At 65.4% G+C, this 18720-nt stretch carries 17 protein-coding genes; 7 read left to right on the top strand and 10 right to left on the bottom strand.

Annotation, left to right across the window (positions count from 1 at the left end):
* Positions 1 to 508 (bottom strand): DUF4118 domain-containing protein (locus EB084_05235; protein ID NDD27654.1); only part of this gene is annotated, 508 nt, incomplete at its 3' end.
* 71 nt (positions 509 to 579) lie between these two features.
* Entirely contained in the window at positions 580 to 1620 is a 1041-nt protein-coding gene (locus EB084_05240) for a hypothetical protein (GenBank protein ID NDD27655.1), read from the bottom strand.
* Positions 1621 to 1985: 365 nt separating this feature from the next.
* Here EB084_05240 and EB084_05245 point away from each other — a divergent pair, with 365 nt between their 5' ends.
* Positions 1986 to 2207: a hypothetical protein gene (locus EB084_05245; protein NDD27656.1), complete on the top strand. Its 222-nt coding sequence runs from the start codon at positions 1986 to 1988 to the stop codon at positions 2205 to 2207.
* Positions 2208 to 2256: 49 nt separating this feature from the next.
* On the opposite strand, the gene EB084_05250 is transcribed toward EB084_05245, so the two are convergent.
* Positions 2257 to 3021 (bottom strand): RDD family protein, encoded by a 765-nt coding sequence (locus EB084_05250; protein ID NDD27657.1) that lies wholly within the window; start codon positions 3019 to 3021, stop codon positions 2257 to 2259.
* Between the two features lie 25 nt (positions 3022 to 3046).
* On the opposite strand from EB084_05250, the gene EB084_05255 reads away from it, so the two are divergent.
* Positions 3047 to 4072, top strand: coding sequence for a stage II sporulation protein M (locus tag EB084_05255; GenBank protein NDD27658.1), 1026 nt, complete (start codon positions 3047 to 3049; stop codon positions 4070 to 4072).
* Between the two features lie 72 nt (positions 4073 to 4144).
* Here the strand turns inward: EB084_05255 and EB084_05260 are convergent, their stop codons facing one another.
* From EB084_05260 to EB084_05275, 4 genes are read right to left on the bottom strand one after another with little or no spacing between them, the layout of a single operon-like run.
* Positions 4145 to 5587, bottom strand: coding sequence for a DUF58 domain-containing protein (locus EB084_05260; protein NDD27659.1), 1443 nt, complete (start codon positions 5585 to 5587; stop codon positions 4145 to 4147).
* Positions 5587 to 6525 carry a MoxR family ATPase gene (locus tag EB084_05265; GenBank protein ID NDD27660.1) on the bottom strand — a complete coding sequence of 313 codons (939 nt, stop codon included), beginning with the start codon at positions 6523 to 6525 and terminating at the stop codon, positions 5587 to 5589. Before EB084_05265 ends, EB084_05260 begins: the two co-directional genes overlap by 1 nt.
* Positions 6522 to 7646: a DUF4350 domain-containing protein gene (locus tag EB084_05270; protein NDD27661.1), complete on the bottom strand. Its 1125-nt coding sequence runs from the start codon at positions 7644 to 7646 to the stop codon at positions 6522 to 6524. The genes EB084_05265 and EB084_05270 overlap by 4 nt, the downstream gene beginning before the upstream one ends.
* The gene (locus tag EB084_05275) at positions 7643 to 8401 is read right to left on the bottom strand and encodes a DUF4129 domain-containing protein (GenBank protein NDD27662.1); all 759 of its coding nucleotides are present in this window, start codon (positions 8399 to 8401) and stop codon (positions 7643 to 7645) included. The genes EB084_05270 and EB084_05275 overlap by 4 nt, the downstream gene beginning before the upstream one ends.
* A gap of 300 nt (positions 8402 to 8701) precedes the next feature.
* Between EB084_05275 and EB084_05280 the strand changes: the two genes are divergently transcribed.
* Together EB084_05280 and EB084_05285 are read left to right on the top strand one after the other, a co-directional pair.
* Complete coding sequence (locus EB084_05280; GenBank protein NDD27663.1) at positions 8702 to 8899, top strand: hypothetical protein; 198 nt, start codon at positions 8702 to 8704, stop codon at positions 8897 to 8899.
* Between the two features lie 699 nt (positions 8900 to 9598).
* Complete coding sequence (locus EB084_05285) at positions 9599 to 13309, top strand: glycosyltransferase (GenBank protein ID NDD27664.1); 3711 nt, start codon at positions 9599 to 9601, stop codon at positions 13307 to 13309.
* A gap of 51 nt (positions 13310 to 13360) precedes the next feature.
* On the opposite strand, the gene EB084_05290 is transcribed toward EB084_05285, so the two are convergent.
* Positions 13361 to 14179 (bottom strand): hypothetical protein, encoded by an 819-nt coding sequence (locus EB084_05290; GenBank protein ID NDD27665.1) that lies wholly within the window; start codon positions 14177 to 14179, stop codon positions 13361 to 13363.
* A 136-nt stretch (positions 14180 to 14315) separates the two neighbouring features.
* Here EB084_05290 and EB084_05295 point away from each other — a divergent pair, with 136 nt between their 5' ends.
* On the top strand, positions 14316 to 15050 hold the full coding sequence (locus EB084_05295; protein ID NDD27666.1) for a hypothetical protein: 735 nt from the start codon (positions 14316 to 14318) through the stop codon (positions 15048 to 15050).
* A gap of 3 nt (positions 15051 to 15053) precedes the next feature.
* Here the strand turns inward: EB084_05295 and EB084_05300 are convergent, their stop codons facing one another.
* Complete coding sequence (locus EB084_05300) at positions 15054 to 15959, bottom strand: hypothetical protein (protein ID NDD27667.1); 906 nt, start codon at positions 15957 to 15959, stop codon at positions 15054 to 15056.
* Between the two features lie 343 nt (positions 15960 to 16302).
* On the opposite strand from EB084_05300, the gene EB084_05305 reads away from it, so the two are divergent.
* Positions 16303 to 17241 (top strand): endonuclease/exonuclease/phosphatase family protein, encoded by a 939-nt coding sequence (locus EB084_05305; protein ID NDD27668.1) that lies wholly within the window; start codon positions 16303 to 16305, stop codon positions 17239 to 17241.
* A gap of 59 nt (positions 17242 to 17300) precedes the next feature.
* On the opposite strand, the gene EB084_05310 is transcribed toward EB084_05305, so the two are convergent.
* Complete coding sequence (locus tag EB084_05310; GenBank protein NDD27669.1) at positions 17301 to 18071, bottom strand: DUF3828 domain-containing protein; 771 nt, start codon at positions 18069 to 18071, stop codon at positions 17301 to 17303.
* On the opposite strand from EB084_05310, the gene EB084_05315 reads away from it, so the two are divergent.
* Positions 17782 to 18660 carry a DUF2817 domain-containing protein gene (locus EB084_05315; GenBank protein NDD27670.1) on the top strand — a complete coding sequence of 293 codons (879 nt, stop codon included), beginning with the start codon at positions 17782 to 17784 and terminating at the stop codon, positions 18658 to 18660. The two genes, EB084_05310 and EB084_05315, sit on opposite strands and share 290 nt — an antisense overlap.
* Positions 18661 to 18720 lie beyond the last annotated feature (60 nt).

The following is an 18720-nucleotide window of genomic DNA, read 5'->3' on the forward strand; positions in this document are numbered from 1 at the left end:
TCCCCCGTGTTGCACCGCCCTCCTGATGATGTAGACGCATGCCATCCTGTTCCTCCAGGAACAGCCAGACTCCCTCAACGCGAGACAACGAAGCGACCTCACTCACCACAAAACGACAGCAGGCCTCGAGAGCCTCGCTCTTCATGAGAACTGAACCGAGACGATTGAGCAGCACCAGCTCGTTTTCTCGCGCCCTCAAATCGTCTTCACGGCTCAGCATGCGCGTCGTCTGAACCCCCATGCCCAGGCCGACGAGCACGAACACAGACAACGAAACCCAGTCACCAGAATCGTGAACCTGCCAGGCATACACGCCGGGAATGAAGAAGTACCATCCCGTGAAGAACCCAAGCACCGACGAGGCAAGACCCGCGCGCACCCCGCCGATGGCCGCGATGACAACGATGACCGGCATATAGAGAAGCGCCGCATCGCCCTCACCGAGAAAGCGATGCACGCTGAGGAGCACCAGGGTTGCCAGGAAGACCCCTACCGCGGCAAGCGCCACAGCACCAGCCCAGCCCTGAGAGGCGCGCCGGATATTGACCCACCGGCCTTCACTCATGGCGGGTCACCGAATCACCTTCCCCACCCCAAGGGCTCAGAGAGAACGGAACGCGGCGCGAAGGCTTGAACCCCGCCCAATGCACCCCGCCATGAGACTGGCGAGCAGCCTCTGACTCCCGCACGTCCGAAGCAGAACCCACCCCCGAAGATATAGCCGATGCGCGGCGCGTTTGCGTTCAGCCCGATGTCTACAGCCGCCGCGATCGTGTACCGAGGCGCGACATTCCAGGTCAACCCGTGAAGGGTCGAGAGCACCGACCCGATGGGGCCATTTCCCCCATAGTGATAGACCTCCCCCGCGTACGAGAGGGTCTCGGTGATGGGCACGGTGGCGCACCCCATCTGACTCCAGATCAGGCGACGCGACCCATCGGTGGCACCCAGATCGCTCGCCTGCAGGTTGAAATCGAAGCCCACGTCGCCGATGTCGCGGCTGTAGAGCCACGTGAGCACGTAATCGTGCTGGCCCGTGTTTATCCCTCTGGCCGGATCGCCGAACGGGGGCTTGTAGGCGAGCTGCAGCGCCTGGGAGTCCTTCCCAGGTCGCGGTGGACGATACAGGTACTTGAGCGTGAGCTCGGGGTCGGCAAAGTCGTTCACGGTCGTGGCCGCGCTCGTGCTGCGCACATCGCCATCGCTCCCCACCGACAGCATGAGCTGCTGCGTGAACGTGTACTTCACCGTGAACCGCGACAAGCGCTGGCGCGCAAAATCGGGAGCGTTGTGCTGCACCTGGTAGAAGATCTCGAACTCGGGACGCCCCAGCGCGCTCAGGTTGGTTCCGTCTGTCACCGTGGGCCCGAAGCAGCTCACGTCTTCATCCGGCGCGGCGGCGTTCGTCGCAGAGGGCGAGGGCGCGGGGGTGGGGGAGCCGTTTGGAGCCACCCCGACGGCGGTGCGCAGAACGATGGGCCGGGGAAGCGGCCCCTGCGGAGCAGCCGAGGCGACCTGCGGGCTGAGCAGAAGGCCAGCAAGGACAAGCCAGCGCACGCCGCGCGTGACCGACCTGTGCAGCGGGAACAGACTCGTTGTGCGCGCGCCTCTGATTGCCATGGCCTGTTTTTCGCGCGTTCAGTCGAAGACGCCTTCCAGGGCGCATCTCGCCCCCCGAAGCGCGGCCCGCTGCTTCGCTTCAGCAAGCCGCTGGAAGCCAACGTCGTGCCCCCTGTCACCGCCGAGAGCGGGACCGTTGCCGTCAAGCGACGAACCTCTCCTCGAACAGATCGAAGGAGAACAGATCGATGCAGGTGCGCAACCTCTTTCTCGTGCTGCTCGGGGTTATCGCGGCGCTGCTCTACATCGGGTTCCAGCGGCAGTCGGCGCTGCAGCGCGACACCGCGCTGAAATCGCTCCCTGCTGCTGGCAGTGGGGTCACAGTGGTTCACTTCTACGCCGATTGGTGAGGGGCGTGTCGGGCGATGCAGCCCGACTTTGCTCAGTTCGAGCAGAGATACAAGAGCCGTATCACCATCATCCCGGTCGACGTGACCCAGCAAGAGGTGGCCACGAAGTACCGCCAGTACAAAGAGTCGCAGTACATCCCCGAAACCGTCTTCCTCAAGAACGGCGAGGTGAAGTACCGACAGACGGGTGCCATGAGCCTCCCCGGGCTCGAGGAAGGGCTTGCCAAGACCCTGTAGGTCAGCGAGGGCGACCGATGCCCGCGAACGCGAGAGAGAAACGCGGCAGCTACAGTCCTGCCCGTCGCGCGCGCTGCCGAACCACGGTCTCCAGCAGCGTCTCGTCGAACCCTACAAGAGCCTCCTGCGGTGACAGGCGCATCTGCGCGCGGAGACGGTCTGCCGCGTCCTTTGCCATGACCGTGCGCACATCGGACGGCAGCTGCGATCTGCGACGCAGAAACGTCTCGGCCAGCGCCAGGTGATCGGCCTCGAGCAGATGCAGGGGCAGCGGCGTGTCCGACGCAAGTGGCGCCGCCTGCCACGCAGAACCGCTGCCCTCAGGCCCATCGGCATCGAGCTCACGCTCGCGCACCACGAGGGTTCCCGCAACCATGTCGCCGAGTCGCCGATTGTTCGCATCGAAGAACACCACGAGCAGGGCAACACCGTAGAACGACGGGAGCACATCGACTGTTCGCATCAGATTTCGAAGCAGCGCACCCCTGAAATCGAGAGGAAACCCGTCGGCGCGGATGACGCGAATCCCGGCGTTGCGCTTCCCCGGCGTCTGGCCGTTCCAGACGACCTCGAAGAACAGGAAGTAGCCGTTGAAGACCGCGAAGCCGCCCAAGATGATCGCGGCCATGGCCCAGCCTCCGGCAAGCGGATCGAGACTTACGCCAAGGAGGAGCAGACCGATCACCATGAGCAATCCGAGCACCATCTGGATGATCGAGTCGATGAGGACGGCCACGCCCCGAGACCCCAGACCCGCCAGGGTGTACTCGAGCTCCACCCCGTCGGCCGTGGTCAAGACCACCTGCCGGCTCACCGCGTCACCCGCCTGATCACGACGCCTGCCCCGAAATCAGGGGGCGGCGGCTCATCGTGCAACATACATCCTCCGCATTGCCAGGAGGTTCTCTACACTCCCCGCTGTCTCCTCGCCGCAGGGCTGCCGCCCCTCGACCGTGAACCCAGAGCAGGTGAGCACGACCGAGCCCGAACCTCCTCCCTCGGCACAGGTGCTGGAGCGCTACCTCTCTCGTCTGAACGCGAGCGGCCTGAAGAGCCTCAGCGGTCGCGAGCTGCTCGACCTGGGACGCGCCTGGCGCAGGTGCGGTGCCCTGCTCTCCCGCGCACGCTCCGCTGGCCTCGAAGGGCCGAACTTCGAAGCCCTGAACCGACTTCTCGCTCGCGTTTACCCGCTCGTGCAACGCCCCGTCGAGCGTCGCTCGAGCTCCGCTTTCGACCTCATCGCGCGAGACTTCCCCCGCGCCGTGCGCCGCGAGGTGCGTGTCATCGCACTAGCAACGATCGTCTTGCTCATCGGCGCGCTCGTGGGCGCGGCCGTCGCCGCTCTCAATCACGACATGACCGATGTGGTTCTCGGGTCGGGGTGGGCCGACGCGCTCGACAAGGTCGCGACGCGTCACGTGGGAGATGCCGACTGGATGCCCGTGGAAACGCGCCCCTTCGAATCTGCCCGCATCATGACGAACAACCTGCGCGTGGCCATCACGGCGTTCGGTCTCGGCGTGATCCTGTGTCTGGGCTCTTTCTGGGTGCTCTACTTCAATGGACTGATGCTGGGCGCCGTAGCCATCGTGGTGCACCAGCGAGGGGTCGACGCACCATTCTGGGGATTCGTGGCCCCGCACGGGCCACAGAGATCCCCGCCATCATCCTCTCCGCCGCGGCGGGCATCATCGTGGGTCACGCATTCATCGCGCCTGGGCGGTCCTCTCGATCGAGCAGCCTCATCGCGGCGTCGAAGCGCGCCGTCCCGCTGGTCATGGGGGTCGCACTGCTTCTCGTGGAGGCAGGCATCGTCGAGGGCTTCGTCTCGCCTCGCGTCGACCTCTCTCCCGCCACGAAGATGACGCTCGGCCTCCTCATCTTCAGCGCCCTCATCGGCTGGCTGTCGACCGCCGGACAAGACAGCGACGAAGCGATCACAAGCGTCCCGCCGCCTTCCAGGCACAGTATCGGTTGACCAGATCCAGCGCCAGCGTCTTCGGGCGTGCCTTCATCACCCGCACCCCGCGCTCTTGCAGGCGCGCAATGGCCAGCTCGCGATCTTCGAGCATCGCGGAAGCCACCGTCTGACGATACAGGGCCCGGACATCGGCTGGAGCCGCGTCCTGGAGGTCCTCGAGCTCATGGTCGGACATGGAGATGCACAGCACGGAGTGCCGCGCGGCGAGCACAGACAGATGTCGGATGAGATGTGATGACGACTCGACATCGACCAGATCGGTGAACAGCACCACCAGCGTGCGTGAACGAAGCCGTGTGGCAATCGCACTGAACGCACCCTGATAGTCACTCTCGCGCGTCACTGCCTCGAGGGGATAGAGGAAGTCGAGAAGCCGCGTGGCCTGATGTGGCCCCCGAACGGGCGGGAGCCAGCCCTTGATTGCATCGGCGAAGGCCAGCATGCCCACGCGGTCATCGAGCCTCGCCGCGACGGCGGTGAGAAGCACACACGAATTCACGGCGACATCGGCTTTCGAGAGGCTGCCCATGCGCGTGGACATGGTGCGCCCCAGATCGAGGGCGATGAGAATCTTCTGGCTGCGCTCGACATCGTAGGTGCGCACGGTGTGACGCTGACGACGCGCCGTAGCCTTCCAGTCAACGGTGCGCCACTCGTCGCCGCGCTGATAGTCGCGCAGCGCCTCGAACTCTCGCCCCGCGTGGGGTACCCGCAAGACGCGCAGACCCGCCTGCAGCTCGTGGTCGCGCAGGCCCAGCAGCCGCAGGCTCTTCAGATCGCGCAGGTTCGGATAGACACGAACCTGCGCCCCCTCGAGCACGAGACGACGGTTCAAGGCAAGCAGCCCGAGCGCGCTGCGCGCCCGCAGGTTGAATCCCCCGAAGCAGTAATCGCCGCGCTTCGCCGGACGCAGCCGATAGGCGACCTCCCAGACCTCACGCGGCCCCAGCGCGGCCGTGAACATGTCGCAATCGACCTGGAAGGGGGGCGGCGCCTCGTCGAGCACCTCGACCTGAAAGCGCTCGTCTGTGGGATTGTGCAGCGCCAGCGTCACGACGTTATCGACACCGTTCGAGAACACGGGGTCATGGTGGCGACTCGCCTCCAGCGCGCGCGCCCACCGCACCCGCCGCGCGTCGTGCAGGGCTGCCGCAACGAGCGCGCCAAGACCCAGAACGGTGAAGACCCAGACTCCGGGGAGAAGGGGATCGAGCAGCAGTCCCAGGCTCGTGAGCGAGAACCAGGCTGCCAGACGAGGGGTGGGCTGCAGCCGACAGGTCTCACCCTGAGGCGGAGAGGCTGCAGCCACAGACAGCGCAGGGAACGCATCGGGCAGGAGCCCATCGCTGTCGAGGGACCACCGCGAATCGAGGTCGACAGCCCCTCCTGCCTCGCCCATCAGCGCGGCACCGTGAGCCCCTGCAGATGGGACTGAAGGTATCGATCCGGGGTGAGCCCTTCGAGCTCTGCCTCCGGCCGCACGATGAGGCGATGGCGAAGGGCCGGGAGGGCGACGTCCTTCACATCGTCCGGGATGCAGTAGTCACGTCCTCGCAGCGCAGCCAACGCCTTCGACGCGGCCAGTACAGCAACCGCGGCGCGCGGGCTGGCTCCGAGAAGGAGCTGGGGCGAGCGACGCGTCCCCTGGACGATCTGAAGGATATAGGCGAGCACCTTCTCCTCGACCTTCACCGCCGATACCTCGGCCTCGGTGGAGAGCAGCATCTCCGGGGTCGTGGGAGGAACTGCCGCGACGCGCGTCTGGTGCGGATTGAAGCCGGCGTTGTGAAGGCGCAGCATATCGAGCTCGGCCTCCGGAGACGGATAGACCAGCGCCACCTTCATCAGGAAGCGATCGAGCTGCGCCTCTGGAAGGGGATAGGTGCCTTCCTGCTCGACCGGATTCTGCGTTGCAATCACAAAGAATCGAGGCGCCAGCATGTGGTCTTCCCCGTCGATGGAGACATGGCGCTCCTCCATGGCCTGCAGCAGCGCCGCCTGGGTCTTTGGCGGGCTGCGATTGATCTCATCGGCCAGCAGGAACGGGGTGAACACGGGCCCCCGCATGAGCTCGAACCCCCCACCCTGGAAGACGCGAACGCCCGTGAGGTCAGAAGGCATGAGATCGGGAGTGAACTGCACGCGACGACACTCGGCCCCCGTTGCGAACGCCAGCTCTTTTGCCAGCAACGTCTTCGCAAGCCCCGGCACACCCTCAAGCAGCACGTGCCCGCGGGCCAGCAGACAGACGAGCATCTGCTCGACGGTGCCCTCCTGTCCTTTCACCGATTCGCTCATCGAGCGAATCACAGCCTCGCCCCACTCCTTCACGGTCATGAGAGTCTCTTCGCCTCCTCGTAGAGTTGTTGCTCTTCATGGGCCAGCACAACGAGCTCACGCTCGGTGAGAGACCCCTCGGTTCGTTGCAGCAGCACACGCACCCGCTCCCCGAAACGAGCATTGCGCGAGGCGGCGGCCACCGCCAGGTCGGTCGTGAGGTCAACGCTCAAGAGATGTGCCATGCGCCGGGTGAAGCGACCGCGCAGCGTCTGCGAGACGAGCTCGACGGCCGAGGCACGCTCGAGCAGCATGGCCATTCCATCCACATATTCCGTGCGCTCATGCGGCAGCGCGACATCCGCAAGCGGAGCCCCGAAGCGACGAGACAAGGCCCACACCAGCAAGAGTCCGGCAAGCCCCACGATGACGGCTCCAAGACGAACCGTCCCCGGCATGATCGACCAGAGACCGACATCGTCGACCTCGCCATGGTGATATTCGTCAAAGAGGACCTCACGCCCCGGTGGTCCCAGTGTGTTCAGCAGCAGACGCAGGTTGTCTGATCGCGCGATTCCGCAGTTGGTGAACATCTCTGGCTGCTGCGTGCGCAGCAACGCCCCTTTTCCGATGGAGGCGCAGGAGAGGAGGGTTCGTGTTCCGCTCACGACAATCGGGGCCGCGGCATCCAACCTCGGGTCTCCCATCGATGGGGGCCCCGCCTGTCCACGCTCGCTCGACACCTCGAGCCGGCGGAGACCGCGCGAAAGCCCCGTACCCGCGGAAACCGCGAGAGGTTCCCACTCCGTAGGCGATGATGTGCTGGCGTCAGCAGAGACCTCATCCGAGACGAGGGCCACACCACCGGAGGAGATCCATTGCGTGAGTACCTTCCACTCCTCCTCATCCGGGTGAACAGACGGCGAGAGGCTCACAAGAACAGCGCGCTCCGGCAGCATCGACCACGAGCGCCTGAACCGCCGAACGGAATAGCCGCTGCCTTCCAGGGCCAGGTAGGCAGCCTTGCATCCGAGCGGTTGGCTGCCCAGACTGCTCCCGTTCAAGCGCGGGCTGGTGTCGGTAGACCTCCCCGCGTCGAGAGGCCCGAGCACGAGCGCCACAAGCAGGGCACACGCAAAGAGCCCGACGATGCGTCGCGTCTGCGGTGAACGCCAGCTCACGACGCAGCTCGCTGGAAGTGCGCAAGCATGCGCTCGAAATCGTCGGGCCCCACCGGTCGCATCGCATACCCGCTGGCCTCGAACAGACGGGTTGCATCGAGGGCGTCAGCCTGTCTCGCGTGGCCGCGCAACCCCCGCAAGATCTCCCAGTTGGTCTGTCCAGGCTCGATGCGCACAGCGCCGCTCTCGTGGAGGCGCCTCAGCAAGCCGAGATAGAGGCAGCGAAGCGCTGCGCGATCGTCCCCCCGCGCCTGATGCTCACGCGCGCGCGCCAGCCAGTCGCTGGAAGAGGCGATCGCACGAACCGTCATCGCCTCTGTCGCCTGGCTCGGGAGTGCCGCAGCTCCGCGACGAAGACGCCTGAGCAAGGCCATCACAATCGCCGCGACGGCCAGCGCGCCCACGATGATCAACAGGCCGTTCGACAAGACCTCCCAAGATCTTCCGCCTGCGCCCACTCCTCCGAAGAGCCAAGAGAGAAAGCGAGCAATGGCCTGCTGAACCGCGAGCAGCAGCTGCTGGAGCCCTCGCTGCAACCGCTGCTTCTCCGGGGGGTCTGGCGCGAACTCGCCGCGTTGCAGTGCCTTCTCGAGACTGAGGCGCGTGCGTGAGACCTGGGCGTCACTCGGCGACACCGCCGTCTGCGAGAACGACGCGCGCTGCGCAGACTGCGGAGGGGGCGACGCGCACCCTGGCTTGCCCGCCACGAGCAGCAGGAGCAGCAATGCGCAGGCCAGGTACAGCCCCCAGCGCACAGGGGGCCGAGGGACCCTGCTCAGGAAGGGAGCCCCTGCTGCTGGCCGCACGAAGGGCAGAAGGGAGAAGGCGCGGCAAGCGCAACCCCGCACGAGGTGCAGTAGCGAGGAAGAGGCGCGGCGGGAGGCGCAGGCGCACCCCACCCGCCCGGAGCTTGAGACGGGGGGGACACACTTCCTCCCCACGAGGGCGAAGCCTGCGATGAGGGAGCGCTCCACGCACCCTGGGTCGGTGCCGCAGACGAGGGCACTGAGGCACCCCAGGCCGCATTCCCATCGCCAGCGGGAGGCGACGCGGGTGTGCCCCAGCCGCCACCGCCAGCGGGAGGCGCCGCGGGTGTGCCCCAGCCACCGCCGCCAGCGGGAGGCGCTGCGGGTGTGCCCCAGCCGCCACCAGCGGGAGGCGCCGCAGGAAGATGGCCCTCCGGCAGCTGCGCCCCCAGATGCGTGGCAAGCACCTGCAGGTCGAACCCTTCCTTGCGCACGCGGATGTCATAGTAGAGAATGGTGAAGGCGATCAAGCCGATGGGATGTATCACCACCTGCATCGCAGTCTGGGCCAGGGTGATCACGACGGGACCTGCAGCGGAAAGCGCTTGCACCACCATCCCGAGCGGGATGCCAGCCACGATTCCCATAAGGAGGCACAGGATTCCGAGCACGAGCACCCGCACCCATTCCCCCTGCCCGACGAGAAACTTGCTTCGCTCGATGGCCCCTGGTCCGGACCGATTCTCGAGCACGACAACAGGGCTCGCAAACACGATCCAGAACATGAACACAATTCCAGGGATCAGGAACAACAGACATCCGAGGCCCACGAGAAAGGCGCACAGAACCGAGGTCAGGATGAGTGCGCCCATCCGGATGTTGAGCGTCTGAAAGCACTCCCCCACGGTGGCCGTCATTCCGAGGTATCGACGCGAGACCGCCACCGTCAGGGCCCCTTGCGCACACAGACCGGCAATCACGGAGAGAAGCCCCACCAGGGTTCCCAGACCCGCCATGGCGCCGGCATTCCCCCGTAGCGGCGCGCTCTGCAAGGTGAGCTGCAGCACCGCCAGGGGGACGTACACCACGGCAACCACGCTCACAAAAAGAACGAAGTTCTTTCTGTACAGCTCGACGGTTCGGTCGATGATGCCCCCGTAGTCGAGCGGACGAAGATCCATGGGCTTGTCTCGGTAGATCACGGCGATGTCCCTCCCTTGCTCTGCGTGTCGCGGTGCGAACGACAGCACCCCTGGCGCGTGCGCCCATACCCACGTACCCCTGTGGGTTCCGTGCCGTTCCAGGAGAATCCTCCGCTCCTGCTCCAGCGTCATTGCGTCCGGAGTTCGACCAGCCCTCGGTCTCACTTCAAAGGGCCAGACCGACCGAGGTCGAACTCTGCCCCCTCCTGACATGCCACAGCAGCCTCCCGTCTTCTATGACCCTCGCGAAGACCGATGGCGCAGAACCGTTCGTCTCACCTCCGTGGTGGGGCTGACCGTCGCGCTCATCAGCACCCTTTTCGTTCTCGGCCTCTTCGTCCAGCCTCTTCTGGGCGGAGAAGGCCTCTCACGACATCTGCGCCACGCCCAGGAAGCCGCTCGAATGCACGGCACCGTGAAGGCCCAGGCGCTGGCATCGCAGCAGCTGCGCAAACTGCAGAAAGAGATCGGTCGAGAGCGACCGAGAAGTTCCCCTTCCGCTGCGAGGGGCGCCACCACAGACGTCGCGCTTGGCTTCTACGTCAACGATCAAGACACCGGCATCACGTCGCTTCGCGCGCACGCCGATCAGCTGACGCACCTCTGCCCCCAGTGGCTGTTCCTCACCGCCGACGGTCAGCACATCGACGACGCGGCGTGCAACCCTCGCAACGAGCCTGTGGTGCGCGAGGTGCTGTCCGTGTGCAGGTCACATCAGCTGCCCATCGTTCCCATGCTGGTGAACTATGCCAACGGCTGGCAAGCCGACCGCCTGCATCGGCTTCTCATCAACAGAGCGCGTCACCGAGAGTTCGCGGAGAGCCTGCTTGCGCTGCTGCGAAAGCACCAGTTCCAAGGCGTCAACATCGACTTCGAATCCGTGAGCCCCGCCGACCGTGACAACCTCACCCATCTGGTGACCCAGATCCACGCGGTCCTGAACCCAGCGGGTCTCGTCGTCTGCCAGGACGTGCAAGCAGTTCCCCTCGATGACCCGGAGAGCTACGCGTTCGACCTGCATGCCCTCTCGCAGGTGAACGACTTCATCGTTTTCATGGCCTACGACCAGCATGAGGAGGACCACGAAGCCGGGCCCATCTGCGGAATAGACTGGCTCGAGAGGCAGTGGCGGTTTGCCATCGACCGGGTGACTCCCGACCGCCTCGTTCTGGCCATCGGCTGCTACGCCTACGACTGGCGGGAGGGAAAGGCACCGGCCACCGATCTGACCTACCAGGGCGCACTGACCCAGTGCGCAGACAACCACGACGACACCAGCGCCGCGACGTTCATCACCTATGATGCGACCTCCCTGAACCCCTTCTACGATTACGAAGACGACGACGGCCGCCCGCATCGCGTCTGGTTCCTCGACGCGGTGACCGCGGCCAACGCATGGACCGTTGCCCGACGCGATCAGCCGCGAGGCGCCGCGCTCTGGGTTCTGGGCTCGGAAGACCCGACCGTATGGACGTTCTTCGATCGCGCGAGAATGGACCTCCCCATCGACGTCAATGCACTGGAGCACATCGCCTTCCCCTACGAGGTCGACTACGAGGGCGCGGGCGAGATCCTGCAGGTCAAGGCCGAACCGCGATCAGGCCTGCGTCACCTCGAAACCGACGCGACGTCACGCATCATCACCGACATGACCTACAAGACCCTGCCTTCCCCCTATGTCATCGACCGAAGCGGCAAGCAGAAAGGCATGGTTGCCCTCACCTTCGACGACGGTCCCGACGAGCAGTACACGGGCCCCATTCTCGATGTCTTGAAGCAGCATGGTGTGCCCGCAACCTTCTTCATGGTGGGCGACAACGTGGCGCGCCTGCCCTGGCTTGCCCGACGCGTGTGGGATGAAGGGCACGAGCTCGCGAACCACACCTTCTTTCACCCCAACCTCGCCCACGTCTCCGACCAGCGCGTGCTTCTCGAGGTCAATGCCACCCAGCTGGCCATCGAGGCCGTGACCGGCCACTCCACCCTCGAGTTTCGCGCCCCCTACAGCGCTGATGCCGAACCTCGCACATCGGAAGAGGTGAGGCCGCTCGTTCTCGTGGGGCGCAAAGGCGCCCAGAAGGGCCAGTCATACGTCACGGTGGGCGAATCGGTCGACCCGAAGGACTGGGATGCCTGGTCTCGTGGCGCCGACAACGAACAGCGCCTCGACGCGAACGGTGCGCCCCTTGCCCGAACAGCCCAGGAAATCGCCAACTACACCATCAGCGAGGTCGTGGCCCGGCGCGGAAACATCGTTCTCCTGCACGACGCGGGCGGCGACCGAACCCAGACCATTGCAGCCCTGCCGCGCATCATCACCGAGCTTCGCAAGCACGGCTATCGATTCGTCACGGTGAGCGAGCTGCTCAATCGACCGCCCCGCGCGCTCAATCCTCCGGTGTCAGACCAGGACAGGCTTCTCGTAGACTTCGAGGGCTGGGTGCTGGCCCTCATCTTCGGCGGACAGCGCGCGCTGCGAGGCGCATTCATGATCGCGATCGTGCTGGGCATCGTACGCGTTGCCATCATGGTCGTGCTCGCCCTCATCGAGCAGCTGCGCGCACGGCGCCCGTTCGATGCCACATGGCACCCTTCGGTGAGCGTGGTCATCGCCGCCTACAACGAGGAGAAGGTGGTGTGTCGCACCGTCGAGACCGTTCTCGCGAGCGACTACGACGCGCTTGAGGTCATCGTGGTCGATGACGGCTCCACCGACGCCACCTCGGCCGCTCTCGAGCAGGCCTTCGGGGGCGAGGTTCGCGTGCGCCTGGTGCGCCAGGAGAACGGTGGCAAGGCCTCGGCCCTGAACAACGGCATCACGCAGGCCAAGGGCGAGATCATCGTGTCTCTCGACGCCGACACCCTGTTCGAACCGCAGACCGTCTCCCGCCTTGTTCGCCACTTCAGCGAGCCCTCTGTGGGTGCGGTGGCCGGCAACGTCAAGGTGGGCAACCGCGTCAACACCATCACACGCTGGCAGGCCATCGAGTACATCACCAGCCAGAACCTCGATCGACGCGCCTACTCCCTCCTCAACGCGGTGAGCGTCGTGCCAGGTGCGGTCGGCGCCTGGAGACGCGAAGCCCTCGAGCAGGCGGGAGGCTACACCACTGACACCCTGGCGGAAGACACAGACCTGACCTGGAAGATGCGCTGCAACGACTGGCGCATCGAGACCGACACCGAAGCGGTGGCGTGGACCGAGGCCCCGGACACCCTGAGCGCATTCTTCAAGCAGCGCTTCCGCTGGAGCTACGGCATCTTGCAGGCCCTCTTCAAGCACCGCGCCGCGCTGTTCCATCACGGCTGGTTCGGATGGGTCGCCCTTCCGCTGATGTGGGTGTATCAATTCCTCTTCCAGGTGATATCACCGCTCATCGACCTCCAGATCGGCCTGGCGGTTCTCAACCTGCTGTATGCCACGCTCTGGCCCTCGACCACCGAGATCTGGTGGGCCGCGATGGCGTATCGCGATCTTGAGCAGATCGGGTTCTACTACGGCCTCTTCTTCGTGGTCGAGCTCTGCGGGGCGCTCATCGCCTTCTGGCTCGACGCTGAGAACCCGCTCCTGCTTGCGTGGCTCTTCGTGCAGCGCTTCGTCTATCGTCAGCTCATGTACGCCGTGGTGTTCAAGACGCTGCTGCAGGCGCTTCGAGGGCGTGCCACCGGATGGGGAAAGCTGGAGCGCAAGAACACCGCAAGAACCAAGGCCTAGGGCTGCAGCCCCCGAGCGAGAAGAAGCAGAACTTCTTCTCGCCCCTGAACGTCACTTCGGCAGCGGCCGCCCCATGAGCTGTAGCACATCGCGAACGGTCTGATCGGTGAGGCGACCAGGCCCCGAGTAGTCGGCGTGCACCCGATGGTTGATGGTCTCGATGGGGGGCAGCGGCCTCGAGATCCGCGTGCCGTCTGGTGTGGTGATGGTGGTCTGGCCCGCCTGGTGAACCTCGTCCCAGGTCTCGTAGCTGAACTCCTGCAACGTCTCGAGCGTGGCCGTGATCTTCTGATCGATTCGACGGATCGCGGCATCTTGCAGCGACGACGGATTGGCGTGGATCTTGCGCTGGATGCGCTGCAGGGTGTTCACGTTGTTGATGTAGGCGTTCTGGTAGGTGTTGAGGGTCTCACCCTGCACGATGTTCATCTCGGCCATGTCAATGATGTAGGTACGCACATCGGTGAGCACAACCTTCGGATCGACCTCGGGAGCAACGGGCTTCTTCACGGCCGGCGTGGCGGTCGATGATGGTGGCGTCACCGTCTGGGTCACCGCCGGACGATCGAGGGTAGAGACCCCATAGATTCCCGCGGCGCTGGCTGGATGGGCTGACATTGCGCCCGCAAGCCCGAGGGCAACCATCCCCCCGATCAAGAGCCGGCGCATCGTGCCCGTCTCCTGTGGGGCGTCAGCCGCCTGCATCGCGTAGGCGGCAGCCTCACCCGCGGCCTCGACCCGGTCGACGGGCGCCTCGGTGGGTTCGGCGGGCAGCTGGGCCGCCAGGGCGTTGGCGCCTGCTTCCGCCGCACCAAACGTGGGGTACGGAGTGGCAAGTGTCAGTGACGAAGAGATCTGACTGGTGATCATGCGATGTTCCCATCCTCTCGATGGTCTCATCGTAGCGCGAACCCAACACGCGCAGGTTGAAGCGATGTTAACAGGACGGCGTGAATGAAACGTTAAATCGAACACGAGGATCATCCCGGAAGCGAGGCGCACCTCAATGCGGCAGCTCTGTATCTCTCTCTTGACACTTCTGATGCTCACGGCACCCAGCCTGGGAACGCCTGCAGATGGAGACGACAGCGCCGTCATCGTGCGCCTTCGCACCTCACTGACGGGAAAGCTCACGCCGGCCTCTGCCCAGACGGTGCTCGACGAAGCCGTCATCGCAGAGAGACGGGCGCGCACCCCACAGACACGAGCCGAGCTGGGGCTTCTCAAGTGGCAGGCCCTTCAGGCCGTGCTCGACACGGCGCCGCCCACGAAAGCCCCACCCACAGCAATCCTGACCCGCTACAAGCGCGACATCGTGTACAGCGAGCCTTCCGGACGCTGGCTGGTCGTGGCCCAACGCATGTGGGAGCTTCGAGATCGCTATGCCAGAACCCCAGTCGCGGAACACATCGCCTGGTCCGCGGCTCGGCAGCCCATCCCGGGCGAGTGCGAGGGAGATGTGACCTGCTATCTCTTCCTCCAGCGCATGACGATGGGCCACTACCTCTCGCTGTACCCGAACGGCCCGCACGCCCGCGCAGCACTGTCTGAGATGTCGACCTTGCTCGGCTACATCACCAACGACAAGCAAGGGGTGTACATGTGGCCCACCGACGCCGAGAACCGACGCCTCTTCAAGGAAACCATCACGGTACTCCAGAAGGCCGTGACGTCATCGACGCAGCCCGAGAAGACCACCGTTCTCGAGAAGCTGAAGGCCGTGGGTCTCAAAGGCCGCTGACCGTCAGAGCAGAGAAGCGGCCAGCGCCACGCCCACCCCGGCAAGCGCTCCGGCGCCAACGGCCGTGAACGCGCTGCCCACAGGCCCGGCCTTGGCTGTGTGCTCAAGGGTGGGATAGGTGTAGCTGCCCACCGAGCGCCAGCGGATCTCCGGGTCGAACCGCACCGACCAGCCCTGCAGCACCTGATGGCTGACGGTCTCCTCGTGCGGACGCCCGTCTGACCCATAGACCACACGGGTCTCGTACTCCGTGCGATAATCCGGGTTGACCCACTGCTGATAGCCGATGAGCGTGGGGTGGCTGATCGTCTCACGCATCCACTGCTCGCGGATCTGATCGCCCTCCGCGCTCTTGTAGCCGATGAGGGCCCCTGTCGCGGCCCCGAGCAGTCCGCCCAGCACCGCGCCCACCGCACCCACCGAAGCGCCGCGGATGGCCCCCGTGGCGGCGGCCGCAAGTCCACCGGCCAAAGCTCCCGCGATTCCCAGCCCCAGCGTGCGCCCACGCTGGTCGTAGGTGGTCTCGCTGAGGGTGCGCGTCACCGTCTCCTTGCGAACCGTGCCGTCGGGGTTGTAGTCCGGCACCTGACGCGCCACATCGACCTGCCCCATGCCGAAAGCGCCCGAACCGATGGGGTAGAAGACGCTCCCGCCCCACGAGCCCGGATAAGGGTTCCAGGCAGGCTGATAGTAGTCGGCGGGAATGCGCCCGAGCACCTCACGGTGCGTAACGGGCTCATCCCAGGTGCGCGTGATGGTCTTTGTCGATGGGGGGAGAAAGACGACCTTGTCTGGGTTGACATCGGTGGGCGCGTCAGACGACGCCACCTCGCCCGGCTGCAGCGGCGGCGGAGCGGGACTTCCCCCCGGCGGAACGGTGGGCGCCTGCGCCGGCGGAACGGTCGACACACGACCCTGCGCAACAGATGAGGCCAGGCCCCCCGGAACAGCTGGAGCAACGCTTGAGAGCACGACTTTGAATCCCCTTCCACCGCCCTGTCATCGCAGCGCTGCGCGCACAAGCCTCCTGCTGTGGAGGACGGCGGCGCCGCGGAGGCAGACCACACCGAGTCGGCCAGCCCGACCGACAGTGTAACCACAAGGGCTCGGAAGAGGGTTGCCGGGATGTGAACGCATCGCAAGAGAAACGTCAAAGCGCGCGGCCTGATGTTCACATCGGGGCAACCCGGCGCAGCGCTCCCCGTGATACCCTCTGCTTCATCATCCGGCATGAAAGGGGCTCGACGACCTCGTGCGTCACCGCGCTCTCACCGGCTTCCTGTTCACCCTCGTGGTCGCAGCACTTCCTCTCGCCGCGGGCGCAAATCCAGACGTCAGAAGCGCCAGCGAACCGACAGCACCGCGACCCACGGAACCTTTCCGCGTGCTCACACTCAACATCCAGCTCGACGGTCAGGAACGCCTGCCCGCGCTCATCGACCTCATCCGGAAGACGCAAGCCGACGTCGTGGGGCTGCAAGAGTGCGGATCAAGTGCGCGACCCATCGCGGAAGCGCTGGGCTTTGGATTGGTGAAGCAAGACGACGACCGCGCGATTCTATCACGGTTCCCTGTTCTGGGAACCACGCCCGCCCGACAGGGCGCCCTGATCATGACGCCGGGTGGCAGGGCTGTAGCGGTGTTCAACGCACACCTGTACTACACACCCTACCAGCCCTATCAGCTGCTGGGCATCCCCTACCAGGGCGCTCCCTTCGTGAGCACCGCCGCAGATGCCATTGCCGCTGCGGAGAGCGCGCGAGGAAAGGATGTGCGAGAGATGCTGGCCGACGTGGCCACCGTCGACCCACGAGCCCCCATGATCGTGATGGGAGACTTCAACGAGCCTTCACATCTCGACTGGACCGCCCGCGCCGCCCGTGCGAAGCGACATCCCCTCGAAGTGGCCTGGCCCTCCACGCTGGCGTTCGAGCGCGCCGGCTTCACAGACTCATGGAGAGCGCTTCATCCCAACGAGATCGCTGACCCCGGTTTCACCTGGACGCCCAACACCTCGGTCACCGACCCGCGCGACCATCACGACCGCATCGACTTCATTCTCGCGCGCGGCGATCGGCTGCACGCAACCCATGTCGACATCGTGGGTGAGAACGCACTGCACGCCCAGATCGTGGTCTCCCCCTATCCCACCGATCACCGAGCCGTTCTCACCACATTCGAGATCCACTGAGCGTCGCAAGCGCAGACCTCAGACAGCACAGCCCTGACACGCGCATCTCACGCACGTGATCAGTGCTTGAGCGTCTTCTTCAAGAACCCCTTGAGGTCCCAGGCGGGAACGCCGCTCTCGGCGGGGTATCGGAAATTGGTGATCTTCCACTTCTTGCCGGACGGCTTCAGCGCGACCGTCACCCGCACCACCGGCTGGGCTGCGCCACGGCCGAAGTCGAATCCGACGGGCACGAGCGCCAGTGCGCCCTTGCGGGTCGGCACCATGACCGAGAAGCGCTTCACGACCGACTGTGAGTTGCTGAACGGATCGAAGTCGAGCCTGGGCTTCCCACTCCCCGGCGGGTTCCCTGCGATCTCTGTCAGACCCGCGGCGAGGGACGGATCGAGATTTGCCTTCTGCTGAATCACGAGGGCCTTGACCCAGTTCCCCTTCTTCATCTTGATCTGCGCCTGATAGGCACAGTAGAAATCATAGACGGCTTCCTGGGGAACGGCGTCGGCCCGCGCCGGAGCTGCGCTGACCACAAAGGCCGCAACAATGGCGACGACTGCGCGAGAGAGATGCGTGACGAACGAAGGCATGGCGACTGTGCGAAACCCTTTCAGATCGATGCTTCGCACCTCGAAAGCCCCCCCCCTTCCGGTGCGCCCCCGCGCTCTTGCGAGGAAGCTGCCCCTGCGTCCGCCGAAGCAGAGCCGCGTGCCACGCGTGTTCCTGATCACCCTCGTCTTCCTCGTCGCTTCCATCTGCAAAACCGCGAGCGCGGCCCCTTGCGCCTTCCCTCCCACAGTGACCGTCATCGGCACCTCGGTGAAGGGGACGCCCATCCGAGCCTACACGTTTGGCCACGGCGGCGACGTGACGTTTCTGCTGGGCGGGTTTCACGGCGATGAACCATCGGGCACAGCGCTGCTCGAGCGGTTCCGAGGAGAGCTCGAACGGCGCCCGGAGCTCACCGAGGGGCGCACGGTGATCGTGGTTCCCGTGGTCAATCCGGACGGGCTCTCACGCGGAACCCGGGCGAATGCGCATGGCGTCGACCTGAACCGCAACTTCCCCACGCGGAACTGGAAGCGCAGCACCGGAGGGCCTCGCCCTGCCTCAGAGCCCGAGACGCAGGCGTTGCTTCACCTGCTGACCGAGCTGAGGCCCGCACGCATCGTCACCGTGCATGCCGCCGCGGCCGAGGTCAACTTCGATGGCCCGGCCGAAGGCCTGGCGCGCGCCATGTCGACCGCCTGCAGCCTGCCCGCCAGCGACGACATCGGCTATCCCACGCCCGGTTCGTTCGGAACCTACGTGGGCAAGGAGCGGGGCATTCCCACCATCACCCTCGAGCTCGAGCACAACCGCGATGGTGGCGCGTCTGCCGCCTACCGCGCAGCGCTGCTGACCGCGCTGTTCTTCATCGATTGAGGCCGCCGCCACCCGATCAGCTCGCTCTCACGCCCGACGAGCGTTCAGGAGCTCTTGATC

This window comes from Pseudomonadota bacterium, from assembly GCA_010028905.1.
In the GTDB taxonomy this organism is placed as follows: domain Bacteria; phylum Vulcanimicrobiota; class Xenobia; order RGZZ01; family RGZZ01; genus RGZZ01.